The organism is Bacteroides difficilis, assembly GCF_048319815.1.
Classification (GTDB): Bacteria; Bacteroidota; Bacteroidia; order Bacteroidales; family Bacteroidaceae; genus Bacteroides; species Bacteroides zhangwenhongii.
Genome location: NZ_CP182814.1, coordinates 2032122 through 2054782 on the forward strand (window position 1 = coordinate 2032122; position 22661 = coordinate 2054782).

The 22661-nt window shown below is 40.1% G+C and carries 15 protein-coding genes; 9 read left to right on the forward strand and 6 right to left on the reverse strand.

Annotated features, from left to right (window positions below; genetic code table 11):
* The first annotated feature begins 49 nt into the window (after nt 1-49).
* Nucleotides 50-1150 carry an Mrp/NBP35 family ATP-binding protein gene (locus tag ACNOGP_RS07555; RefSeq protein WP_022275737.1) on the forward strand — a complete coding sequence of 367 codons (1101 nt, stop codon included), beginning with the start codon at nt 50-52 and terminating at the stop codon, nt 1148-1150.
* A 197-nt stretch (nt 1151-1347) separates the two neighbouring features.
* On the opposite strand, the gene ACNOGP_RS07560 is transcribed toward ACNOGP_RS07555, so the two are convergent.
* Nucleotides 1348-3261 (reverse strand): TlpA family protein disulfide reductase, encoded by a 1914-nt coding sequence (locus ACNOGP_RS07560; RefSeq protein WP_418214452.1) that lies wholly within the window; start codon nt 3259-3261, stop codon nt 1348-1350.
* Between the two features lie 390 nt (nt 3262-3651).
* On the opposite strand from ACNOGP_RS07560, the gene ACNOGP_RS07565 reads away from it, so the two are divergent.
* Entirely contained in the window at nt 3652-4308 is a 657-nt protein-coding gene (locus ACNOGP_RS07565) for a porin family protein (RefSeq protein ID WP_418214453.1), read from the forward strand.
* A gap of 209 nt (nt 4309-4517) precedes the next feature.
* Here the strand turns inward: ACNOGP_RS07565 and ACNOGP_RS07570 are convergent, their stop codons facing one another.
* The 5 genes from ACNOGP_RS07570 to mdh form a co-directional block, all read right to left on the reverse strand.
* A complete protein-coding gene (locus ACNOGP_RS07570) occupies nt 4518-5759 on the reverse strand; it encodes an ABC transporter permease (protein ID WP_007764344.1) in 1242 nt (413 codons plus the stop codon).
* Nucleotides 5760-6941 (reverse strand): ABC transporter permease, encoded by a 1182-nt coding sequence (locus ACNOGP_RS07575; RefSeq protein ID WP_418214454.1) that lies wholly within the window; start codon nt 6939-6941, stop codon nt 5760-5762.
* A 6-nt stretch (nt 6942-6947) separates the two neighbouring features.
* Nucleotides 6948-7940 carry an HlyD family secretion protein gene (locus ACNOGP_RS07580; RefSeq protein ID WP_418214455.1) on the reverse strand — a complete coding sequence of 331 codons (993 nt, stop codon included), beginning with the start codon at nt 7938-7940 and terminating at the stop codon, nt 6948-6950.
* An 89-nt stretch (nt 7941-8029) separates the two neighbouring features.
* Nucleotides 8030-9484 (reverse strand): TolC family protein, encoded by a 1455-nt coding sequence (locus ACNOGP_RS07585; RefSeq protein WP_186927428.1) that lies wholly within the window; start codon nt 9482-9484, stop codon nt 8030-8032.
* A gap of 268 nt (nt 9485-9752) precedes the next feature.
* Nucleotides 9753-10694, reverse strand: a complete 942-nt coding sequence (mdh, locus tag ACNOGP_RS07590) for a malate dehydrogenase (RefSeq protein ID WP_007749415.1) — start codon at nt 10692-10694, stop codon at nt 9753-9755.
* Nucleotides 10695-11046: 352 nt separating this feature from the next.
* Between mdh and ACNOGP_RS07595 the strand changes: the two genes are divergently transcribed.
* The 7 genes from ACNOGP_RS07595 (at nt 11047) to ACNOGP_RS07625 (ending at nt 22437) form a co-directional block, all read left to right on the forward strand.
* Nucleotides 11047-11202 carry a hypothetical protein gene (locus ACNOGP_RS07595; RefSeq protein WP_418214456.1) on the forward strand — a complete coding sequence of 52 codons (156 nt, stop codon included), beginning with the start codon at nt 11047-11049 and terminating at the stop codon, nt 11200-11202.
* 113 nt (nt 11203-11315) lie between these two features.
* A complete protein-coding gene (locus tag ACNOGP_RS07600) occupies nt 11316-12188 on the forward strand; it encodes a hypothetical protein (protein WP_007764368.1) in 873 nt (290 codons plus the stop codon).
* Between the two features lie 541 nt (nt 12189-12729).
* On the forward strand, nt 12730-15807 hold the full coding sequence (locus ACNOGP_RS07605) for a SusC/RagA family TonB-linked outer membrane protein (protein ID WP_418214746.1): 3078 nt from the start codon (nt 12730-12732) through the stop codon (nt 15805-15807).
* Nucleotides 15808-15826: 19 nt separating this feature from the next.
* The gene (locus tag ACNOGP_RS07610; protein ID WP_418214457.1) at nt 15827-17794 is read left to right on the forward strand and encodes a RagB/SusD family nutrient uptake outer membrane protein; all 1968 of its coding nucleotides are present in this window, start codon (nt 15827-15829) and stop codon (nt 17792-17794) included.
* Between the two features lie 19 nt (nt 17795-17813).
* Entirely contained in the window at nt 17814-19004 is a 1191-nt protein-coding gene (locus ACNOGP_RS07615) for a DUF5000 domain-containing lipoprotein (protein WP_418214458.1), read from the forward strand.
* A gap of 16 nt (nt 19005-19020) precedes the next feature.
* Nucleotides 19021-20223, forward strand: coding sequence for a DUF4998 domain-containing protein (locus ACNOGP_RS07620; RefSeq protein WP_418214459.1), 1203 nt, complete (start codon nt 19021-19023; stop codon nt 20221-20223).
* A 24-nt stretch (nt 20224-20247) separates the two neighbouring features.
* A complete protein-coding gene (locus ACNOGP_RS07625) occupies nt 20248-22437 on the forward strand; it encodes an alpha-galactosidase (protein WP_418214747.1) in 2190 nt (729 codons plus the stop codon).
* The last annotated feature ends 224 nt before the right edge of the window (nt 22438-22661 follow it).

A 22661-nucleotide genomic window follows, 5' to 3' on the forward strand; every position in this document is an offset into this window, starting at 1 on the left:
AGCCTGCGCATCTCCCTTTTTAATTTTTAATATTTAATTTTTAATTGACATGACTCTTTATCCTAAATTGATATTGGATGCATTGGCAACGGTGCGCTATCCCGGTACGGGAAAGAATTTGGTAGAAGCGGAGATGGTTGCCGATAATCTCCGTATTGACGGTATGTCTGTCAGTTTTTCATTGATCTTTGAGAAACCGACCGATCCGTTTATGAAATCAATGGTGAAAGCTGCCGAGACAGCTATTCATACCTATGTGTCTCCGGATGTGCAGGTGACGATTGCGACAGAAAGTAAACAAGCTCCCCGTCCGGAGGTGGGCAAGATGCTTCCTCAGGTAAAGAATATTATTGGTATCTCTTCCGGTAAAGGCGGGGTAGGCAAGTCTACCGTGTCAGCAAATCTGGCGGTTGCTTTGGCGAAATTGGGTTATAAGGTAGGTTTGCTCGATGCGGATATTTTCGGTCCTTCCATGCCGAAAATGTTCCAGGTGGAAGATGCGCGCCCGTATGCCGAGCGTATAGACGGTCGTGATCTGATTATTCCGGTAGAGAAATATGGAGTGAAATTATTGTCTATCGGTTTCTTTGTTGATCCGGATCAAGCTACTTTATGGCGTGGCGGGATGGCAAGCAATGCGTTGAAACAGTTGATTGGTGATGCGGCTTGGGGAGATTTGGATTATTTCTTGATAGACCTTCCTCCCGGAACCAGTGATATTCATCTGACCGTTGTTCAGACATTGGCTATGACAGGGGCGATTGTTGTCAGCACTCCGCAGGCAGTTGCTTTGGCGGATGCCCGTAAGGGAATCAATATGTTCACCAATGATAAGGTAAATGTGCCCATTCTCGGTCTGGTTGAGAATATGGCATGGTTTACTCCTGCCGAACTTCCTGAAAATAAATACTATATCTTCGGCAAAGAAGGTGCCAAGAAACTGGCTGAAGAGATGAATGTTCCTTTGCTGGGACAGATTCCTATCGTGCAAAGTATCTGTGAAGGAGGAGATAATGGTACTCCTGTCGCATTGGATGAAGATTCCGTGACCGGACGTGCGTTCCTTTCCTTGGCAGCTAGTGTTGTCCGTCAGGTAGATCGTCGGAATGTGGAAATGGCTCCTACCAAGATTGTAGAGATGCATAAATAAGAGTTCGTAAAAGAACTGTATCGTAATGAATAATAAAACGCAGATTAACGCAATTTATCGTAGGGTATTTCAATTATATATTTATCAATAACTTGTAAAATTGCTTCTACGATATTTGCGTTAATCCGCGTTTCGTTTATTCATTATGACAATCCTCTTCTGGATACTCCAAAGCCCCTTTCATACCATATTCGGAACTATTTACTCAAAGTTTTCAGTAACTGCTTTTTCATCGTTTCCACTCCCGGAAATCCTGTCTTCTTATAAGTGATATTACCCTCAGGATCAATGATAAAATAGGTAGGGACTCCCTCTATGTTGAGGTTGGACATCAGAAAATTCCATTGTTCGTTGGTTACGCGGAAATGTTCGCCGTGAATATCGGAAATCATATTTTCCCATGTTCCTTTGGGAGACGTTTCGCCGGTGATGTAAAGGTAGATAATGTCTTTCTCTTTCAATTCCTCTTTCATCGGGGCGATTGCTTTATTGGCCATGCGGCAAGGACCGCACCAGGTTGCCCAAATATCAACCAGTAAAGTATGCCCGCGAAACTTGGAAAGGATGGATGGGAACAAATCTTCATTGGAGACTTCTCCCGCTTCATTGATATTAAATCCACTCTTCCTTTTGTTCAATTCTATTTTCTTTATTGTTTCTTTGTTCGTTTGAGTAAGCATTTCGGTATACGCCGGAGAAGACAACTTCTTTATTTCTATCTCCTGATCTGCTGTCAATGGAATGAAATCTTTGATAGAATGGTACAGTTCGTTGAATCTTATATAATCAAATAATGGCCCTTGATTCGTTCCTAACGTTTCTTTAAGTATTTTCCGATAGTTCGGCATAAAACTGATCAGATAGATTGTTGATGCATACTGCCTGCCGTATAACGCTTTGAGGGTATTGATGGAAGTAAATTCCTTTAATATGTCATAGTATCCTTCGGGAATATCAATATGCGTATTGGAAAAATATTCGTTTGCTTTTTCTCTGTTTAACTTATTTACAGCAATATAAGCAGATTTTACCTCTCTGTCTGTCATCGCAATTTTCCCGGTTGCTGCGAGATCTACCTGTATGTTCAATAGTTCTTTGCACGCATTGCTATAGGAAGATTGTTCTATCGCTTTCCGGATGGATGGAAGACGTTCCAATACGTAGGCTTTATATTCATCTGCGCTTTTCCCTGCAATGGCGTTGTACATATCCATGTAGAAAACACTTTTTAATGTGATATCAATATCTACCGAAGCCAGTTCTTGTTGCAAGCTGGCCAGATATCCGTTGAAGTATACAGGTTCTCCGAATGTTTTATCCTTCTTTTGCAGATGTGTCTGCCTACGGCAAAGTTCTTTTGTGTTGATAATGAGTAATGTTTCTTCATTGGGGGCTATCAGGCATTCCACCCAGCCGAAAGGAAGCTCCAATGCAACGCTTGTGACGGACGTTACTTTTACTTCTGCTTGAAAGCTGCCATCCTCCTCGATTTTTATAATATTCTGTTCGTTGTGGATATTCGATGCGGGACTTTCTATATGCATCCGCATCTGTTTCATCATATCTTTCTGATAATCGAGGATTTTCCCTTTCAAAGTAGCGGTAGCATAAGCTAACTTAGGGGTGGGTAATGCCGCTTTTTTGTTTATTTTGTGTTTAACCGCTTCTTTAGGAAGTTTTTGCTTGTAAAATGCGTTTCTGTCCAGTTGTATTCCCCATATCTTGTACGCTCCGTCAAAATCTCCTTCCGAGAAATCAAGACTAGTTACATTTTGAGGAATGGGAGGAAACAATAATTGGAATTCGGCTTCTCCTGATTCCGGCATCCAGAATTCTTTGTCCAATGTGATTCCAACTCCCTTGCGGATAGGGTAAAGCATTCCGTTATTGTCTCTCAGAAAACTGCCTGTCGCAATTTTTATCCAATATTTAGGGCGATAATAAGCTTTAATGTATAGGGTGGTAACTGTATCTCCCATAACAATTTTATCAATCTCAATGCTATTGGAACTCCAGGCGAGAAAAGGAGGACGTTCAATCACTCTGTCTTGGGCTTGTACACCGTAAACGGTGCAAAGTAGCAAACCGATAATCCATGCGAAACTTCTCATATCTATTATATAATGTTTCTTATACTACGAGCAAATATAAGAATATTCTTGTGACTACCCGCTGGTTTATAATAAAATATGTGTGTTTGTTGCAAAAATGTTTCAATGATATTATTTCACCAAAATATTAAGCACGAAAAATGATAGGATAAACACTATTTTCGCCTAAATAGTCACACTTTAATAACATTTATGCAAAAAATAGTTGTTCTAGGATTTTTTTATATAAAATAAATGAAATATATTTGCGGGTACGAAACAGACGTTAAATATGAAACGGTGCGTCTTGATACTCTAACAAAGTTCAGGAAATTCCCCGCACTAGAGATACAAAACTATTAATAATGCTGACCAAAGGGAAAGAGGGAGGCGAATTAAAAAATAAATGATATGAAAAAAGGTTTGATTTTTGTGCTATTTGCACTTGTTTCTATCGTTTCTTATTCTCAGCTTTCTTGGAATGCCAAAGTTGGTATGAACATGAGTAATTTTACAGGAGATGCGTTTAAAGATAGTAAGATGAGAATTGGATTTAATGTAGGCGTAGGTGCGGAATATCAATTCACAGAAATGTGGTCTATCCAACCATCGTTGATGTTCACTCAAAAAGGAACTAAAATGGAAGAGAGTGAAGAGGGAATTACTGCTACTGCGAAATTGAATCCGATGTATTTAGAGATTCCTGTGTTGGCAGCTGCTCGTTTTGCGATTGCTGATAACCAAAACATCGTGGTGAAAGCTGGTCCATACTTTGCTTTTGGTATTGCAGGTAAGTGGAAAACTGATATTGAGGGTGATTTAGGTGGAATTTCTGTAGAAGATGTTTTGGATTATCTAGATATTCCTAAAGAAGCAGATCTTTTTGGAAGTGGTGAAGATCAAATGGATATGAAGAGGTTTGATTTTGGTATTGGTGTTGGTGTTGCTTATGAGATCAATAAGTTCTTTGTTAGTTTAGATGGAGAATTTGGCTTGACTAAGCTTGGTGATGGTGACGGTGCTCCGAAGAACATGAACTTCTCTATCGGTGTAGGTTATAAATTCTAATTAGGATTATACTCTCTTTATAATATCTCTTTAAAGTCCCTCGTTCTATACTCTTTGGAACGGGGGATTTTTATATTCTAATGTTTGATATATTTCTTCTTATTATATGATATTGGGACGAGTTATACATTCTGCCTCGTTTATCTGCAAGAATTACTAGTCTGACACCCGGGTGTCAGTACAACTTAATATCCTATATCAAAAATGAATTAATGTAGGGCCTTCTCTTTTAATTCTTTATATCTCTCTATCGCATGTTTGCGACTCATAAGGATTTGCCAGCGATATACCCAACAGGTGGTAAGGAAGTAAATGCCTGCCTGTAGCCATAAAGCTTTATATTCAAAGGCTACTTCGCTTAGAGTAGCTCCCATATTATTGATTTTCACGAAACCATTGATACCGAAAGTAGACGGGAAGATGTAAGATACATACTTCCAGAAGGGAGGTATGGCGGCTCCCGGCCATGAAATTCCGGAGATAAATAATAAAGGGACAGATGTAAATACAAAAATCAGCATACACGTTTCCCGGTTGCGGATAGCGATAGAGGCAGTCATTGCAAAGAATATGCAGGCGGCTAAGTAGGGGACAACAAATAACACTAATGAGTCCGGTTGTCCTATTTGATTGAGGCTGAATATTCTTGGGACAATATACAGTACATAAAAAGCTACCAATATATAAATCAAGAAGTAGCTCAGACCTTTTCCGAGTACAATCCGTAAGGTACCGTTGTAATGCCGGTTGATGGGAACAAGGTCTTTGAAACGGTTGTTTTCTCGGGCAGTACCGGCAGCCAAGCCAATACCGAGCAATAAGGTTTGCTGAATGATTAACACCAGTACGGCAGGAATCAGAAAAGCTGCGAATCCGGCAGTAGGATTGAATATGGAAATTTCCTCATACTCTATCGGATAAGCAGTGATTTCATCTTGACGGTCAGTAGTATTGCCACTACGTGCAATTTTGATATCCTGATTCATATCCAATGAAACAGCTGTATTGGCTATGAGCATGGATTTATAATAAAGTAATCCGCTCATATCACAATAAATGCTGACTTGCGTCTGTTTTCCTTTGGCTATATTATCACTAAAGTCAGAGGGGATATAGATAATACCATACGCAAGTCGGTTTTTCAACATCTGCTTGGCTTCCTCCATATCGGCACAGTATGAAACAATCTGGATATCAGGCGTAGCGTCTACTTTGCGCAAGTATTCGCGGCTGAGAGATGAATGAGAGTCATCCACAACGACAGCGGGGACCTCACGCACAACTTCATTATCGTAAATGAAACTGTATAATAGCGGATAACCCAATGGAACGAGTATAAAGAATATCAGTACCCCCTGGTCGCGGAAAGTTGTCTGAAACTCCCGTTTCCAGATATAAAACAGGTCATTGATACCTTGTACTATCTTATCTTTTAATTTTATATCTTTCATTTAGGGAATATATTTGTAATAAACAAGTGCTTCTTTTAAACGGTGAACTACCAGAAAAGGAAGCAACATGAATATCAGTAATGCCATATAGTTACTCCAAGAATAAGCCATGCTGTACCCATTGAGCGCTTGATCTACATAAATAAGGAAGTAGTGACGCAACGGAAACAGATTGCTCAAAGCTTGTAAAACGGGATGCATCGCCATTACCGGAAATGAAAAGCCGGAGATGGAGAATGATATAACTCCCCATAAGGAAGCGAAACTCAGTCCAAGCCGCAAAGTCGGTAAGGTTCCTATCATGACAACGCCGCAACATTGCGAGGCGAGAACGAGGCAGAGTGTTGCGAATATCATCGGAAGAATACCGCTATTGCAAGGAAAATGCAGGAAACCATACAGGTATACATTATAGAATATGCCCATAATAAAAAAGATAACCGTATGGGGCAGTAGTTTTCCTGCCAATGCAATATAAATCGAGTTATTGCTCATACGTAACCATTCACGTGCGGTACGGTCCTTGATTTCCACACCGATTGAATAGACGGTAACCATGAATATAAGTAACATAAGTACTCCCGGTATCAATGTGTTGCACAGATATACCGAATAGTTCAGCCACGGGTTATTCAGAGGATGCGTATCAATCACAATAGGTTGCAGAAATCCCATCGCCTGGTCTTCCGTTGCCCCTTTGGCATATAAAGCGGTTCGTGCGGCGGCACCGGAGGTGAGTTCCCCCATCATTTTCATGTCTCTGAAAAGCAAGGAGCCGGCAATCAGATAAGAATAGTTGGTGTAGAAAGAAATCTTAGGTTGCCGCTGGCTTTGCGCTTCTGCGGATAAACCCTTCGGGATGTAGAAAAATCCATAGATTTTCCCTTCCTGTACAGCAATTCGCGCATCCGTCACATTACTGTAATGCGCTACGACACCCGTCTGTGAGAAGGCATCCAGATTGCGCACGATGTTGTGGGAAGTCGATGAGTCGTCCATATCCACTACACCGGTCGGAAGATTCTGCGGAAGTCCCGAATCCATTAATGTGGTGAAGAAGATATAGCAGAATAGTGGAGCGATAACCATGCAGAAAAGGTAGAGCGGACGTGAAACCAACCGTCGGCATTCCCTTTGCATGACTTGCCACAAAGCTATATATTTCTTTTCTCTTTCTTTCATGACTTCTTATTTGTCAATGACAACCGACATTCCCGGACGGAGGTTTTCCACTTTTTCCATAGGGGAAGCTTTCACCTCAAATGTTTTCAAGTCAAACTGTCCGGTTGTTTTAGTTGCTTTCCAAGCGGCATAACTTCCTAGATCTTTCAGATAATGTACTTTGAGTTTGATTGTTTTATTATCCAGAGCGGGTACGATTGCCTCAAACTCGGCTCCCATAGTCAAATCTTTGAGGAGGTCTTCGCGCACATTAAATGTTACCCACATATCGTTCAGTTCGGCTATGTTCATGATTGGCGCTCCTGTACCCACTAATTCACCGACTTTCGGGAAAATTTCAGAAACCTCTCCGGCGGCAGGCGCTATAAGATAGGTTTCCTTGATATACGATTCCACTTCGGCAACAGCACCTTTTGCCCGGTTCACCAAAGCCTCCGCAGCCATTTTGTCCTCACGTTCGGCTCCGTTCTTAGCCATTGTATATTGAGCTTTGGCGGCTTTCTCGGTTGCGATGGCGGCGTCACGCTGTGCGGTTACCTCATCCAACTTTTGTGCGGGCATAACTCCTTGCTCATGCAGGTTTTTGATTCTTTGGTATGATTTCTCGGCAATAGTAACACCTGCCTGTGCTTTTTGCCACATCTCGTAAGCAGCTTGGATTTGTTCCTTGCGGGCTCCTTTGATTGCTTTCTCATTCTGTGCTTGCGCAGCGGCTTCGGCTGCACGCGCCTGTTCCATTTTTGCCATGACGTCAGGAGCTTCTAAAATAGCCAGTGTATCACCGGCATTTACACTTTGACCTTCTTTCACGCGAAATTCCAGAATACGCCCCGGAACTTTGCTTGAAACGCGGTATTCGGTAACCTCTGCCTGCCCTTGTATGATCTCAGGGCCTTTGCGAAGCATGAAAAAGCCAACTACTGCAACGATTGCAATAACTCCGAGTAAAGTAAGAAAAGCCAGCAGCATATTGCTGTTTTGTGATTTTGTAGTTACCATATTATAATGAATTACTAAATTACTATTTATAAATTACCAGATAATGAGTTTTACTCTCAACTCTCCATTCTCCACTTTTTACTCTCCACTTATTGAAGAGTTCCTAATGATTTCTTCAGATAAATTTCAGTCAGCTTCACGTCTATTTGTGCATCGATCTTTTCAGATTGGGCGGATAGCCAGGCGGTTTGCGCTTCGAGAACGTTGCTGGTGGCAATTACGCCTTCTCTGAATCCAAGCGTCGCATAACGGAGGTTTTCTTCTGCTTTTTCCATATTTTTGGAAGCCATAACCAACTTCTTACCTGCTTCATTCACTTTGAATGCTGCTTGATTGACTTGCAACTCTATTTTTTCTCGTGCATCTTGAAGTTGATACTGGGCGATGCGTGCTTCGGCCTTGGCAGCTTTTGTTTTATAGATACCTTCTCCCCAATGCCATATAGGAAGCTGCACCATGACACCTACGTTCCACATACCTTTGAATTTATTCTCAAAACTGTTGAAGACGGAAGGGTTGGTGACCATGTAGTTTCCCATCAATGCGATAGACGGAAGATGTTCGGCGCGGGTTACGTTGACTTTCTGCTTGTAGATTTGTGTCGCCAGTTCAAGACTGCGTATCTCCGGACGGTTCTCGTATGCGGTGGACAGATCGAAATGAGTGTCTGTCGGAATTAATGGAATATTCTCCATATTTTCATCCGCCAGCGTGATGGGTGAACTCAGATCGAGACCGCATAGTTGACACAACAACATTCGGGCAAGGCTCAATCCGTCTTCCACTTTAGTTAGTGTCATTTCCGCTTCATTGACTTTGACGCGTACGGAAAGACCGTCCGCTTTGGTTGCTACTCCTTCGGCGATCATCTTCTCAACGTCGCTATCCAGTTGTTGCAGAAGTTTTAAGTAACCTTCTGCCAATTTTTTCTTATTGACCAGTGAGATTACCTGCCAATAGGCTTGGTCGGTGCTCATGATAACCTCCTGCATACCGCCATTATGTTGTTGGCGTGCCAACTCTTCGGCGTACTTTGTTATTTTATTATAAGCACGGATTTTACCGCCCATATATAAAGGCTGGGTTAATGTGATGGCTCCGGCATATACATTTCTGGTGTCTGTACGAAGCGCGTCCACCAAAGAATTGCCTGCTTGGTCGAGGGCTGCCGGTAAACTTCCGCTTAATGAGGATATGAGTGGAGCCAGTTCGGGATAAGTTGCTATAATTCCGGCTGCGGCTTGCCCGATGGGACCTGCCAGATTACTTCCCAATCCGGAGAGTGCCGCTTTCTGATCGTTGTTCAATAGAGAGAATTCTTTTTGATTTCTCATGTAAGCTCCGGTTGCCGAAAAGTTGGGTAAGTAGTTGGTAAATGCCGCCTTTCGTTGGTAATGGGCTGCATTTATTTTTTCATGGCTTATCAACAAATCTTTGTTGTTGGTAAGCGCTAATGCCCGGCAACTATCCAAGCTTAGTGAAGTTTGCGCTTTTACTATAAAAGTCAGGTGCAATAGAATTGTCAGGAGAAATAGTTTTTTCATCGCATCTTGCATATTAATAAGGTGATACTTCTATTTAAATAACCCTGTTCTTATGTAATTTGTTTATGGAAATAGTCTGTTTATTTGTACTTGTTAGCTTAAACAATAATTGCATAAACAACGATGCAAATGTATGTGCTTTCTATGAGAAAGCAAAAAGAATTAGCTTTTTTTAGAAATATAGCAAAATTAGTGATTCCGGTGAAAAGAAAAAGGCCGTTCTTCTGAAATGAAGAACAGCCTTTTAATATATAAATGTAAAAGGGGATTAAAGAGCACCTACTTCTTTCAAAGCAGCGTTTGTTTTGTGAACAGCAGCAGCACTGGCAGCAAATTTAGCTTTCTCGTCAGCGTTCAGGTCTAGTTCAACAATCTTTTCGATACCGTTTTTGCCAAGAATAACAGGAACACCGATACAGATATCTGACTCGCCGTATTCGCCTTCCAGGAATACAGAGCAAGGAATCATCTTCTTCTGGTTGTGGATGATGGATTCAACTACAAATGCTCCAGCTGCACCCGGTGCATACCATGCGGAGGTACCCAGCAATTTAGTCAGTGTAGCACCACCTACCATAGTAGCGGCAGCTACTTCGTTCAGTTTTTCTTCTGACAGGAAGTTGGTTACAGGCATACCTTTGTAAGTAGCGAAACGAGTCAACGGAATCATAGTAGTATCACCGTGACCACCGATAACCATACCTTCTACTTCGTTAGCATTGCATCCCAAAGCCTGAGCCAGGAAATATTTGAAGCGAGAGCTATCCAGGGCACCACCCATACCGATAATACGGTTTTTCGGCAAACCTAAAGATTTCAATGACAAATAAGTCATTGTGTCCATCGGGTTAGAAATTACAACAAGGATAGCGTTTGGAGAATATTTCAAGATGTTCTGTGCTACCGATTTAACGATACCAGCGTTCACACCGATCAGTTCTTCACGAGTCATACCCGGTTTACGAGGAATACCTGAAGTAATCACAACAACGTCAGAATCAGCAGTCTGAGCATAGTCGTTAGTGCAGCCTACTATTGTTGTGTCGAAGCCCAGCAATTGAGCAGTCTGCATCATATCCATTGCTTTACCTTCTGAAACGCCTTCTTTAACGTCCAGCATTACTACTTCGTCTGCTACTTCATTAAAAGCAAGTACATTTGCACATGTAGCACCTACGTTACCTGCGCCTACTACGGTTACTTTTGACATAATACTATATATTTAAAAAGTTGATAATTTGTTTTATCTTTTAGCGCGACAAAATTACAACGATAATCCTAATTAAAGAAATTTTTCCGTAATAATTTTAGTTAAAGGTCTGAGTTCCCAATAATATAATAGGTATGATAATTTAATAATTGCTTGCCTATCCGGATTTACTTCGTCCGCTACTATTACTTCGTTGCACTATAGTCTCCCTTGCGCATAACTATAGTCTCCTTTGCGCATAACTATAGTCATACGCAAGGAAGACTATAGTTAAACGAAATAAGTATAGGCAGTGAGATTAATAATAGTAGGCAGAGAAAGAAATAACGTTCGTATCATACAATAGCAAGAAATGTCGTGGACGTATAATACGTTATCTCTTGAAAAAGGTAAGGACTTGACCGATTGGGAGAGCGGTGTTGCTAACAGAAAAATTGATAATATCTCAAAAAGTATTCGTGAACATACTTCGGCACAAGTCTATTCTTTGATCGCTACCCATCAATAAGTTAAAATTGTATGGATTAGCAGAGGGGATATAAAAAACTCTCTGCTTTTCTGCTTGACTTCTATTACGAAATGATTACTTTTGCGGCGGTTATCAATTAACGTACTGGAACTATGGACAAAAAAGGCATTCTTATTGCGGCTGTTGCCGTATTAGTGATAGCAATTATCGGTGTTACCTATCTGTTATTTACTGAAAAACAGGCTAACCGGGAGTTGGTACAGGAATTCCAATTAGATAAGGAGGATCTGGAAAACGAATATACTCGTTTTGCACAACAATATGATGAGTTAAAGATGACAATTTCCAATGACTCTTTATCTCAGTTGCTGGAGCAGGAGCAGTTGAAGACTCAGCGATTATTGGAAGAACTCCGTACAGTGAAAAGTTCGAATGCGACGGAGATTCGTCGTCTGAAGAAGGAATTGGCTACCTTGCGCAAGGTAATGATTGGCTATATCAATCAGATAGATTCACTGAATAAACTGACGGCACAACAGAAACAAGTCATCGCGGAAGTCACCCAGAAATACAATCAGGCTTCACGACAGATTGATAACCTTTCCGAAGAAAAGAAGAATCTGGATAAGAAAGTGACGTTGGCAGCCCAGCTTGATGCGACCAATATTCGTGTCGAACCACGCAATAAACGCGGTAAAGTGGCGAAAAAAGTGAAAGATGTCGTGAAATTGGCTATCAGCTTTACTATTGTGAAGAATATAACGGCTGAGAACGGAGAGCGTACTGTCTATATACGTATTACCAAACCGGATAATGATGTGTTGACCAAGAGCGCATCCAATACTTTCCCTTATGAAAACCGAACATTGACCTATTCCATCAAGAAGTATATCGAGTACAATGGCGAAGAGCAGAATGTGAATGTGTTTTGGGATGTGGAAGAATTCTTGTACGCCGGAAACTATCGGGTGGATATTTTCGAAGGCGGCAACTTGATCGGTTCCCAGGCGTTCACATTAAACTGATAAATAACACCTGATAAAATTAGTGTTTGATTATAAAAAGAGGTTTGCAATCACTTTAATTTATATAAGTGATTGCAAACCTCTTTTTTAATTGTGTCTTAGTTGTATAAATAGCACTTTTTATGGGGAGTTGAAGTTTCTATATTACTAATGCTATTCATTATAAGTGATGATAGTATTTTCTGTTTTAGCGTAAATGCATCAAAAAATGAAATATTTGTGTCTTTTATGTATTGCTATAATCTTTTTGATGTAAAAGTTTTATTTTTTTCTTTATTTACAGAAGGCTTACGATAAATAAACTCTATACATTTGCCATTAGTCTAATAAGAGACCATAATTTAATATGAATGAAATAACGTTTCTTAAAACTAATGCAATGGTAAATTTACGAATGAAACGAGACAATAAATACAATGGATTGTCTCATGAAAAACAACAAATGAAGGAGAAGAAGTTTCTATTTCTGCGAATAGTCGGCGTTCTCCTGTTAATCTTAATCTCTACATTACCGCATTCTGTTGCTTTTGCAAATGCAGAAATGCCTAAAAGTGTTGTTCAGGCTACATTACAGAACTTAAAGGGTAAAATTGTTGATGCAATGGGAGAGCCACTTCCAGGAGCTACAGTTCAGTTAAAAGGTAGTACTAAAGGAGTAATATCTGATATGGACGGTAATTTTGAATTCAGTAATTGTCCGGTAGGTAGTATTTTAATTGTGTCTTTTGTCGGAATGGAGACGAAGGAGGTTAAATACAATGGAGAGGACTTTCTGAAAATTACATTGAAACCTAAAACAGACGAGTTGGACGAAGTCACTGTCGTTGCTTTTGCAAAGCAAAAAAAGGAAAGTGTGGTAGCTTCTATCACTACGGTAAAACCTGCGGAGTTAAGGGTTCCAAGTAGTAATCTTACTACTGCTCTTGCCGGTCGTGTTGCAGGTTTAATATCTTTTCAGCCTAGTGGAGAGCCTGGACAGGATAATGCGAATTTCTTTATTCGTGGTATTACAACTTTCGGGGCGGATGCTAAAAAAGATCCTTTAATTTTAATTGATGGAATAGAACTAACTACAGATGATTTGGCACGTTTGAATACAGATGATATTGCATCTTTTTCTATAATGAAAGATGCGACGGCAACAGCTCTTTACGGAGCACGTGGAGCAAATGGAGTTATTTTAGTGACTACTAAAGAGGGAAAAGAAGGAAAGGTTTCCATCAATGCTCGTGTAGAGACTTCTTTTTCATCTCCGACAGAACGTGTGAAGATTGCAGATCCGGTCACTTATATGCGTATGCAAAATGAAGCTATTAAGACTCGTGATCCAATGGGATTAGCTATGTATTCGGAAGAAAAAATAGGTATGACTGCTGCCGGGCGTTATCCTCATTTGTTTCCTGCTATCAACTGGTACGATACAATGTTGAAGGACGTGACCTCCAATCAACGTGCAAACGTCAGTTTGAGTGGTGGTGGTCCATTGGCACGCTATTATGTTGCAGCTAATATATCTCATGACAATGGTAATATAAAAGTAGATAAGAGGAATAACTACAATAATAATATTAGTCTGATAAAATATGCTTTCCGTTCAAATATCAATCTGAATCTGACTAAATCAACGGAATTATATTTGAAATTAAGCGCTTCATTCGATGATTATAACGGCCCGATTGACGGAGGTACGGAAGTGTATCGCATGGCTATGCAAGCCAATCCCGTGCTATTTCAACCTTATTATGAGGCAGATGAACAGTATTCGAACGTAAGACATATATTATATGGTAATTACGGAGATGGCAATTATGTAAATCCATACGCACAAGTGCAGAGAGGGTATCGTGAGTACAGTAAGAATACGATGCTCGCGCAGTTAGGTTTTAAACAAAAGTTGGATATGATAACAGAGGGACTTTCGGCACGAGCATTTGTGAATATAGATCGTTATGCTGAATTTTCGGCAAAGCGTGAATGGACCCCATTCTATTATGGTATTTCAAATTATAAATTATTGGACGGAAGCTACACGTTGAAAAGATTAAAGAGTGGAAGTGATGGTTTGAATTATTCATCTGGAGATAGATATATCAATACAGCTTTTTATCTGGAAGCTGCAATGGAATATTCACGTTTATTTAAGGAGAAACATAGTGTAAACGGGCTGTTTGTTTATACAATGCGTGAGTCAAAACAGTCTAATCCCTATATAAATAGTTTGCAATTGTCATTACCCAATCGCAACATTGGATTTGCGGGACGTATGGCTTATAATTATGATTATCGTTATATGCTGGAATTAAACTTTGGCTATAATGGTTCTGAACGTTTTGCGGAGAATAATCGTTGGGGTTTTTTCCCTTCTATTGGCGCAGGCTGGATGTTATCAAACGAACAGTTCTTTAAGCCTTTGCGTGGAATATTTGATCAGTTTAAAATAAAGGCCACTTATGGTATGGCAGGTAATGATCAGATAGGTAATAATGAAGATCGTTTTTACTATATGTCAGATGTAAATAATGGTGCTGACAATACAGTGAACTGGGGAGAAAGACTGGACTATAACCCTGGTGGAGGCTTTTATGTAAACCGCTATGCGAATGATCAAATTGGTTGGGAGAAATCATATAAGTTGAATACCGGTATTGAATTTGTCACCACATTTGGTTTAGGGGGAAATATAGAATACTTCCATGAAAAACGTGATAACATATTGTTAGGGCGTACAATTCCGTCTACAACTGGTATTACTCAGGGAGTAAAGGCCAACTTAGGTGAAGCAAGAGGTAGCGGGATTGATATGGAAATTAATTATGATAAAATTTTAAATAAGGATTTATGGATACAAGCTCGAGGAACATTTACATATGCAGCGAGTAAGGTGTTGGTCTGGGAAGAACCGGATTATACAGATACACCTTGGGTCTCAGCTGTAGGTCAATCTATCGGACGTATTGGAGGATATATTGCTGAACGTCTTTTTGTTGATGAGGAGGAAGTAAAGAATTCACCGATACAATTTGGTGACTATACAGCGGGTGATATTAAATATAGAGATGTGAATAATGACGGCAAAATTAATGAGTTGGACAAGGTTACGATTGGTTTCCCGAACACTCCACAGATAAATTACGGTTTTGGAGTATCGGTAGGATATAAGGGAGTGGATGTTTCCTGTTTCTTTCAGGGATCGGCACGTCAGTCATTCCTGCTTAATATACCGGAGATAACTCCGTTCCATAATATTCGTGGTGACGGATTGATTGGTGCGAATGTAGTGCTTCAAGATATTGCAAATAGTTATTGGTCTGAAACCAATCCTAACCCATATTCTTTTTGGCCCCGTTTGCAAAATGGAATTAATGAAAATAATAATCAACCAAGTACATGGTGGCTGCAAGACGCAGGCTTCTTGCGCTTGAAGTCGGTTGAAATTGGTTATACCTTCCCACAGAAAGTGATGAAGAAATTAGGAATGAATAATTTACGTTTATATTTCAGTGGCACAAACCTGTTGTGCTGGAGTAAATTTAAAATGTGGGATCCAGAGTTGGCTGGTAGTGGCCTGAACTATCCTCTTCAAAGGGTTTTTAATGTTGGGTTGAATCTTGGGTTTTAATTAAATAATACTATAGAAAATGAAATCAATTTATAAATATGTAGTCGGTATATGTATGGCATTATCCGTTTCATCATGTAACTATTTGGATATAATGCCTGATGATACAGTAACAGTGAACAGTATGTTCGCTGATCGTTATACCGCTGAACGTTATTTGGCAACTTGTTATCGTGGATTACCGCGTTTGGGAGAAACTAATCGGAATCCGGGATTGGTGGGAGCTATGGAGATGGTGTATAATACTACTACTGATATGGTAAACAATGCATGTATGAAGTTGGCGTTGGGACAAAACAGTGCTTCCTCCAATGTGATCGATTATTGGCAGGGAACTGACGGTTGCTATGCTGCTATCCGTGTTTGTAATGATTTTCTAGAAGGCATTGACGGAGTGACCGATTTGCAGCAATATCAACGTGAGAGGATGAAAGCAGAAGTAAAGTTAATAAAAGCTTATTTGCATTTTTATTTGATTAAGTATTATGGGCCCATTTGCCCGATGCGTGTTAATGTTGCAGTAGATGAATCTACGCAAGGAGCACGTGTATACCGTGAAAAAGTAGATGATTGTTTTGCTTATGTTTTAGAATTGTTACAGGAGGTTATTGATAGCCAATCACTTCCGGTAATCATTACCAATAGAGCTACAGAATTAGGGCGTTTTACACAGGCAGCAGCCTACACTTTGAAAGCAAAGGTGTTATTGTATTGGGCAAGCCCATTATTTAATGGAAATACAAATTATAATGACTTTTTAGATCATAATCAGGAACCATTCTTTAATCAGATCGAAGATAAAGGGCGTTGGAAATTGGCGGCGGATGCCTGTGAGGATGCAATTAATGCCTGCACGGAAGCAGGAATTCGCTTATATCAAAAAGAGGATTATATTACATCTCAGTTATTGACAGATGAAACAAGGCTGGTCAACACGATTAGAAATTCTGTTGCCGAACCGTGGAATTGTGAGTTAATATGGGGATGTACCCGTTCAATGTTAGATCCTGGGTTTCAGAGTTCGTGTCTTCCCAGATTAGAAGATGGAGGCACAGCTGTAACATCTGCTACCATTAGTCTTCCGTTTTCTACGGTCAATGTTTTCTATACAAAGAATGGGTTACCTATCGAGCAGGATGCGAGTTATTATAAAGATGGAATGTATTTTCCTGTAAAATACTCGAAGGACAATGTCGAGTTTACAGAGCATTATGATTTTGATTATAATTATCGTTATGTGATTGAAAATGAAACTACGGCTGGAATGAATTTTGATCGTGAGCCTCGTTTCTATGCTTCAGTAGGTTTTGATAGAGGAGTTTGGTACGGAAATTCATATAGTGATCCGGCTGGTGACCAAAGTGAATCACAAGCTGCTTATCGATATCCTAGGAATCGTTTTGGTGAATTCTCTTCAGTTTGGAATTCAACTTGGTATAATGTTACTGGTTATTGGGCCAAGAAACTGGTTACTTTACGTTCTGCTTTTACGGGAAGTGATAATGTCTCTTTCTATTCTATCCCTTTTCCGGATATGCGTTATGCCGACCTGTTACTGATGGCGGCGGAGGCATGGAATGAAGTGGAAGAATCACCAAATGCGAAAGTGTATGATTATTTGGACCAAGTAAGAAAGCGGGCGGGATTGGAAGGAATTAAAGAAACATATATCAAATATGCGAGTGAACAATATAAAGACTATCCTTCTCATAAGTCTCAGATGCGAGATATTATTCATCGTGAGCGCCAGGTGGAGTTGGCATGTGAGGGATCTTACTATTGGGATATTCGCCGTTGGAAGACAGCAGAAAAAGAGTTGAACCGTATTGTACAGGGATGGAATGTTTTGAATGGAGAAACTGCAGAAGATTATTATATTCCTACTAATATATATAATCAGCAATTTACTCTCAGGGATTATTTCGCTCCGATACCGGATGGTGATATTATAAGGAATCCTCTGTTAGTTCAGAATCCATGGTGGTAATTATTAAATTATGAGCATTATGAAAAATATATATATATTAATCACTTTATCCTTAATGATGTTGGCGTCCTGCACGGAAAAGCAGATGGAGCCGATTACAGAAAGTTTAGGTAAACCGGCTGTACCGACAGAAATTGGTATTGAACCGGTTTCCGGAGGAGTTGTCATATCGTATCGTGTCCCTGATGTAGAAGATATTTTAGGGGTGAAGGCCGTTTATTCATTGGCTGACGGAAAGCAGCGTGAGGTTATTTCATCTTATTATAATAATGAAGTCCGAATTATGGGATATGATGATATGGAAGAACATGAAGCAATACTATACACGGTGAATCGTGCAATGGAATTGTCGGAACCTGTTCCTGTGACTTTTACTCCCTTGGAATCTTCTATCAGTAAAGTTTCAAAAAGTATGAAAATTATACGTGATTTTGGTGGAGCTCAATACAGTTGGGCCAACGATGAGCGTGAATCAATAACAATGGAACTGTTGACTAATGATGAATTGGGAAATATGATTGCCATGAAGATAATGACAACTGCATCAAAAACGGGCACTTATGCTTTGAGGGGGTATGATGTCGAACCACGTTGGTTTGCAGCCGTAGTGCGTGATAATTATGGAAATGTGTCAGACACGATTTATCCTCGTAATGAATTAGGTGAGAAGACTCAGATAGTTCCTATGTATGAGCAGAAACTGAATAAATCGGCAATGAGAGTCATGATACTGAATAATGATACACCTTTCAATGATTTTGGTGGTAGTAATGAGCATATGATTGATGATAATCTGGAGACTTTCGGGCATAGCAGTAACGGAACGATGCCGGCTTCATTCACTATTGATTTGGGAGAACCGGTAAAACTCAGTCGTATAGTCCTTTATCAGCGTAATAACGAACCTTATGGTTGGGGAAATCCACGGGTATTTGAAGTTTATTGTTCTGCTAGTGAACCGGGACGAGACGGTGATTGGGGGCAATGGACCAAATTGCTGGATTGTGAAGTTATTAAACCGTCCGGAATGCCGGTTGGCACCAATACGGATGAAGATATAGAGGCGCTTAAGGAAGGTCATGACTTTAGTTTTGATATCGATCAGGAGCCTATACGGTATCTTAGACTTAAATTTATAAGAGTATGGACTAGTTCGACATTCTGTCATCCTGCTGAATTTACGTTTTACGGAGATCCCAATGTAGAATAAAATATTGTTGATAATTATGAAAAGAATATATGATAATTTGTTAATATTGTTGTTGTGTCTATTCAGTTTTTCAGCCTGTGACGATGTGATGGATACACATAAGGTCTTTATTCAGGGGGGAGAGATTATTTATGCCCCTATGCCTGATACGATATTTTTTATTGCTGGGAAGAATCGGGTTGAATTGAATTATGAGATATCGAAAGCACCAAATGTAAAATATATGAATGTTTATTGGGATAATGGCGACGGAACGCGTGTTGTTCCGTTAGAACTTTCTTCCGGAATAGAAAAAGGAAAAGTAATTTTGGATGATATGGAAGAAAAGTCATATACGTTTACTGTCGAATTGCAAGACTCGTACGGACATACATCTTTAAAAACTACAGGTATAGGAACTTCTTATGGAGAAAAATATCAGGCTAGTCTATCCCAAAGACGTATTAGTAAAATGTTGTCGAGTGGTAATGGAGGAATCATTGAGTGGAATATTGCTTCGGAGGGCTTGATATATACTGAAGTGAAATATACGAATATAGATGGTGAAGAAGTAGTGGTAAAAATGGATGCTACTCAAAATACTCTGGATTGTCCGGGAGCGAAGCCGGGAGGATATGTTGAATTCAGGTCTGCTTATTTTCCAGAGGAAAAATGTATTGATGCTTTTTATACGCCATGGGTACGTTCGGATGAGACGGGGATGATCTTTCCACATGTGTACACAATGGAAGAAGCGGATAGAAAAAATTGGGAATTGTTGTATTATGATAACACCGATCCGGAAGAAGGAAAACCAGAATATATTATTGATAATAACCCTTCTTCATATTGGCATTCTAATTATCGAGAAGGGCAGCAGAAACCCTATCCTTTCACTTTTGTAATAGACATGAAGGACGAGCTTATGGTAGGAAAATTGGGGGCCATGTCTCGTGAGAATAATTATTATACGAAAGGTATAAGTTATTATATCTCTGATGATGACGAGTTTACTGCTGGAAATCCAAACGGAAATCAGTGGATATATGTTGGTGAGATAGAACTATTACAAAAGAATGGAATGCAATGGAATGATGTCATAAATAGTATGTTGGAGAAACAACAAAAAGGGCGTTATTTAAAGATAATATGCACTAGCGGACATGGGGCGCCTCATTTGGGTGCAATTGCGGAAATTACAGTGCAAAAAGTAACTGCAATAGACGGGGAAGAGTTGTAATTAATTAAATATAAATAAAGTATGATGAAGAAAATTCTTTTTGTGATATTGACGTGTATATGGAGTGTGGTCTCAATGTATGCATGGGACCGGAATATCTTGGTTTCGACTAAAAATACCTCGTTGCTGTTTGCTGCACAGAACGATGGCGATTTGCGGTTTGCATATTACGGTGATAAGATAACTCCGGATCAAATAAATCAAATCCATGATATATGGGCAGGTCTGAACAGACCTGCATATCCGACGTTCGGTTCGGAATATTCGTCGGCTACAGCACTCCAAGTGGTACATTCGGATGGAAATATGACTTTGGATCTTATCGTGAAAGATGTAACGACAAAAAATGTAGAAAACGGAGAACAGACAGTGGTGACTTTAAGAGATAAACATTATCCGTTTGAAGTGAAGATGAACTACAAAGCCTATAATAACTCAGATATCATCGAGATGTGGGCGGAAATCTCCCATACAGAAAAGAAAGTGGTTGTCTTGAAACGATTTGATTCGGGATGTATGCCTATCCGTAGAGGAGACGTATGGATTTCACATTTACATGGAAGCTGGATTGCAGAATCGGACGTTACTTCCGAGCCATTGAAGCCGGGTATGAAAACAATAAAGAATATGGATGGAGCTCGCAATGGCCAGGGAGACCATGCGGAGATTATGTTCTCTCTGGATGGGCGTCCGCAGGAAAACACGGGGCGTATGATTGGAGCCGCCTTGTGTTGGAGTGGAAATTACAAACTTCGTATTGATACAGATAATAATTATTCTCATAATTTCCTGGCAGGAATCAACGATGAAGCATCCGAATATAAATTGGAACCCAAAGAGGTTTTCGTAACCCCTAAACTTGCTTTTACTTATAGTGAAGAGGGGTTGAGTGGCGTAAGTCGTAATTTTCATCGTTGGGCGCGTAACGGTCAGATTCATGGTGGTAATAAACTTCGTGACATTCTGTTGAATAGTTGGGAAGGTGTCTATTTTGACATTGACGAGCAGAAAATGGACCAGATGATGGGAGACTTTGCTGCAATGGGAGGTGAGTTGTTTGTTATGGACGATGGTTGGTTTGGTGACAAGTATCCGCGAAATAATGATCATTCATCATTGGGTGACTGGGTCGTGAACAGACGGAAGTTGCCTAATGGAGTGGACGGTCTGATTGCGACAGCAAAGAAACATGGAATAAAATTTGGAATCTGGATTGAACCGGAGAGTGCCAATACTGTCAGCGAGTTGTATGAGAAACACCCGGATTGGGTATTGAAAGTTCCCAATCGTGATCCTCGTTATGGCCGCGGTGGTACGCAGATGTTGTTGGATTTGTCCAATCCCGAAGTGCAGGATTTTGTATTTCAGGTAGTCGATGATTTAATGACCAACTATCCTGATATCGCCTATATCAAATGGGATGCTAATGCGTCTTTGGTAAATTACGGATCTCCTTATCTGCCTAAAGACAAGCAATCTCATATATACATTGATTTTCATCGTGGATTGCAGAAGGCGGTAGAACGTATTCGTGCCAAATACCCGGATCTGGTGATGCAGGCCTGTGGTGGAGGCGGCGGTCGTGTTGATTATGGAGTGATGCCCGGATTTGATGAGTTCTGGGTGAGTGATAATACCGATGCGTTGCAGCGTATATTTATGCAGTGGGGCACCTCTTATTTCTATCCTTCTATGGCTATGGCGCAGCATGTAAGTGCTTCTCCCAATCATCAGACAGGACGGGTAATCCCTTTGAAATTCCGTTTTGATGTTGCTATGAGCGGTCGTCTCGGAATGGAAATTCAACCAAATACCATGTCCGACGGGGAGAAAGAATTCTCGAAACATGCGATTGCTACTTATAAGGAAATCCGTCCGGTTGTGCAGTTCGGAGATTTATACCGGTTAATTTCTCCTTTTGATAAGTTGGGTGTCGCTTCTTTGATGTATTGTACTCCAGAGAAAGATCGTGCCGTATTCTTTGCTTATAAAATTGAACATTATATGAATCAGGTATTACCTCGTTTCCGTATGGCCGGACTGGATGCGAACAAAAATTATCGTATTCGCGAACTGAATTTGCCGCAAGGCGAGAATCCGTGTTATTTGCATGACAAGGTGGTGGCAGGTAGTATTCTGATGAGTACAGGAATGGAAGTTCCTTTGGGTTCAGAATATGCGAGTCGGGTGTTTGAACTCATAGAGGTTAAATAAAAGAGCGTAAGTAAATGAATAGAAAGCCCTGGACGAAATTTCGTCCGGGGCTTTCTATGTAATATCGGTATTCTAATTTAATTGGAACACAGAAACATTACTCACTGGCCAGGATAAAGGTCAGAAACAGGAAAACGGAAATGTTTTGGATTTTCTTTGGATACATACGGTCAATGTGGTATGTATGGTAAAAAGGTTGAAAAGAAAATAAGAGAGGCAATCAT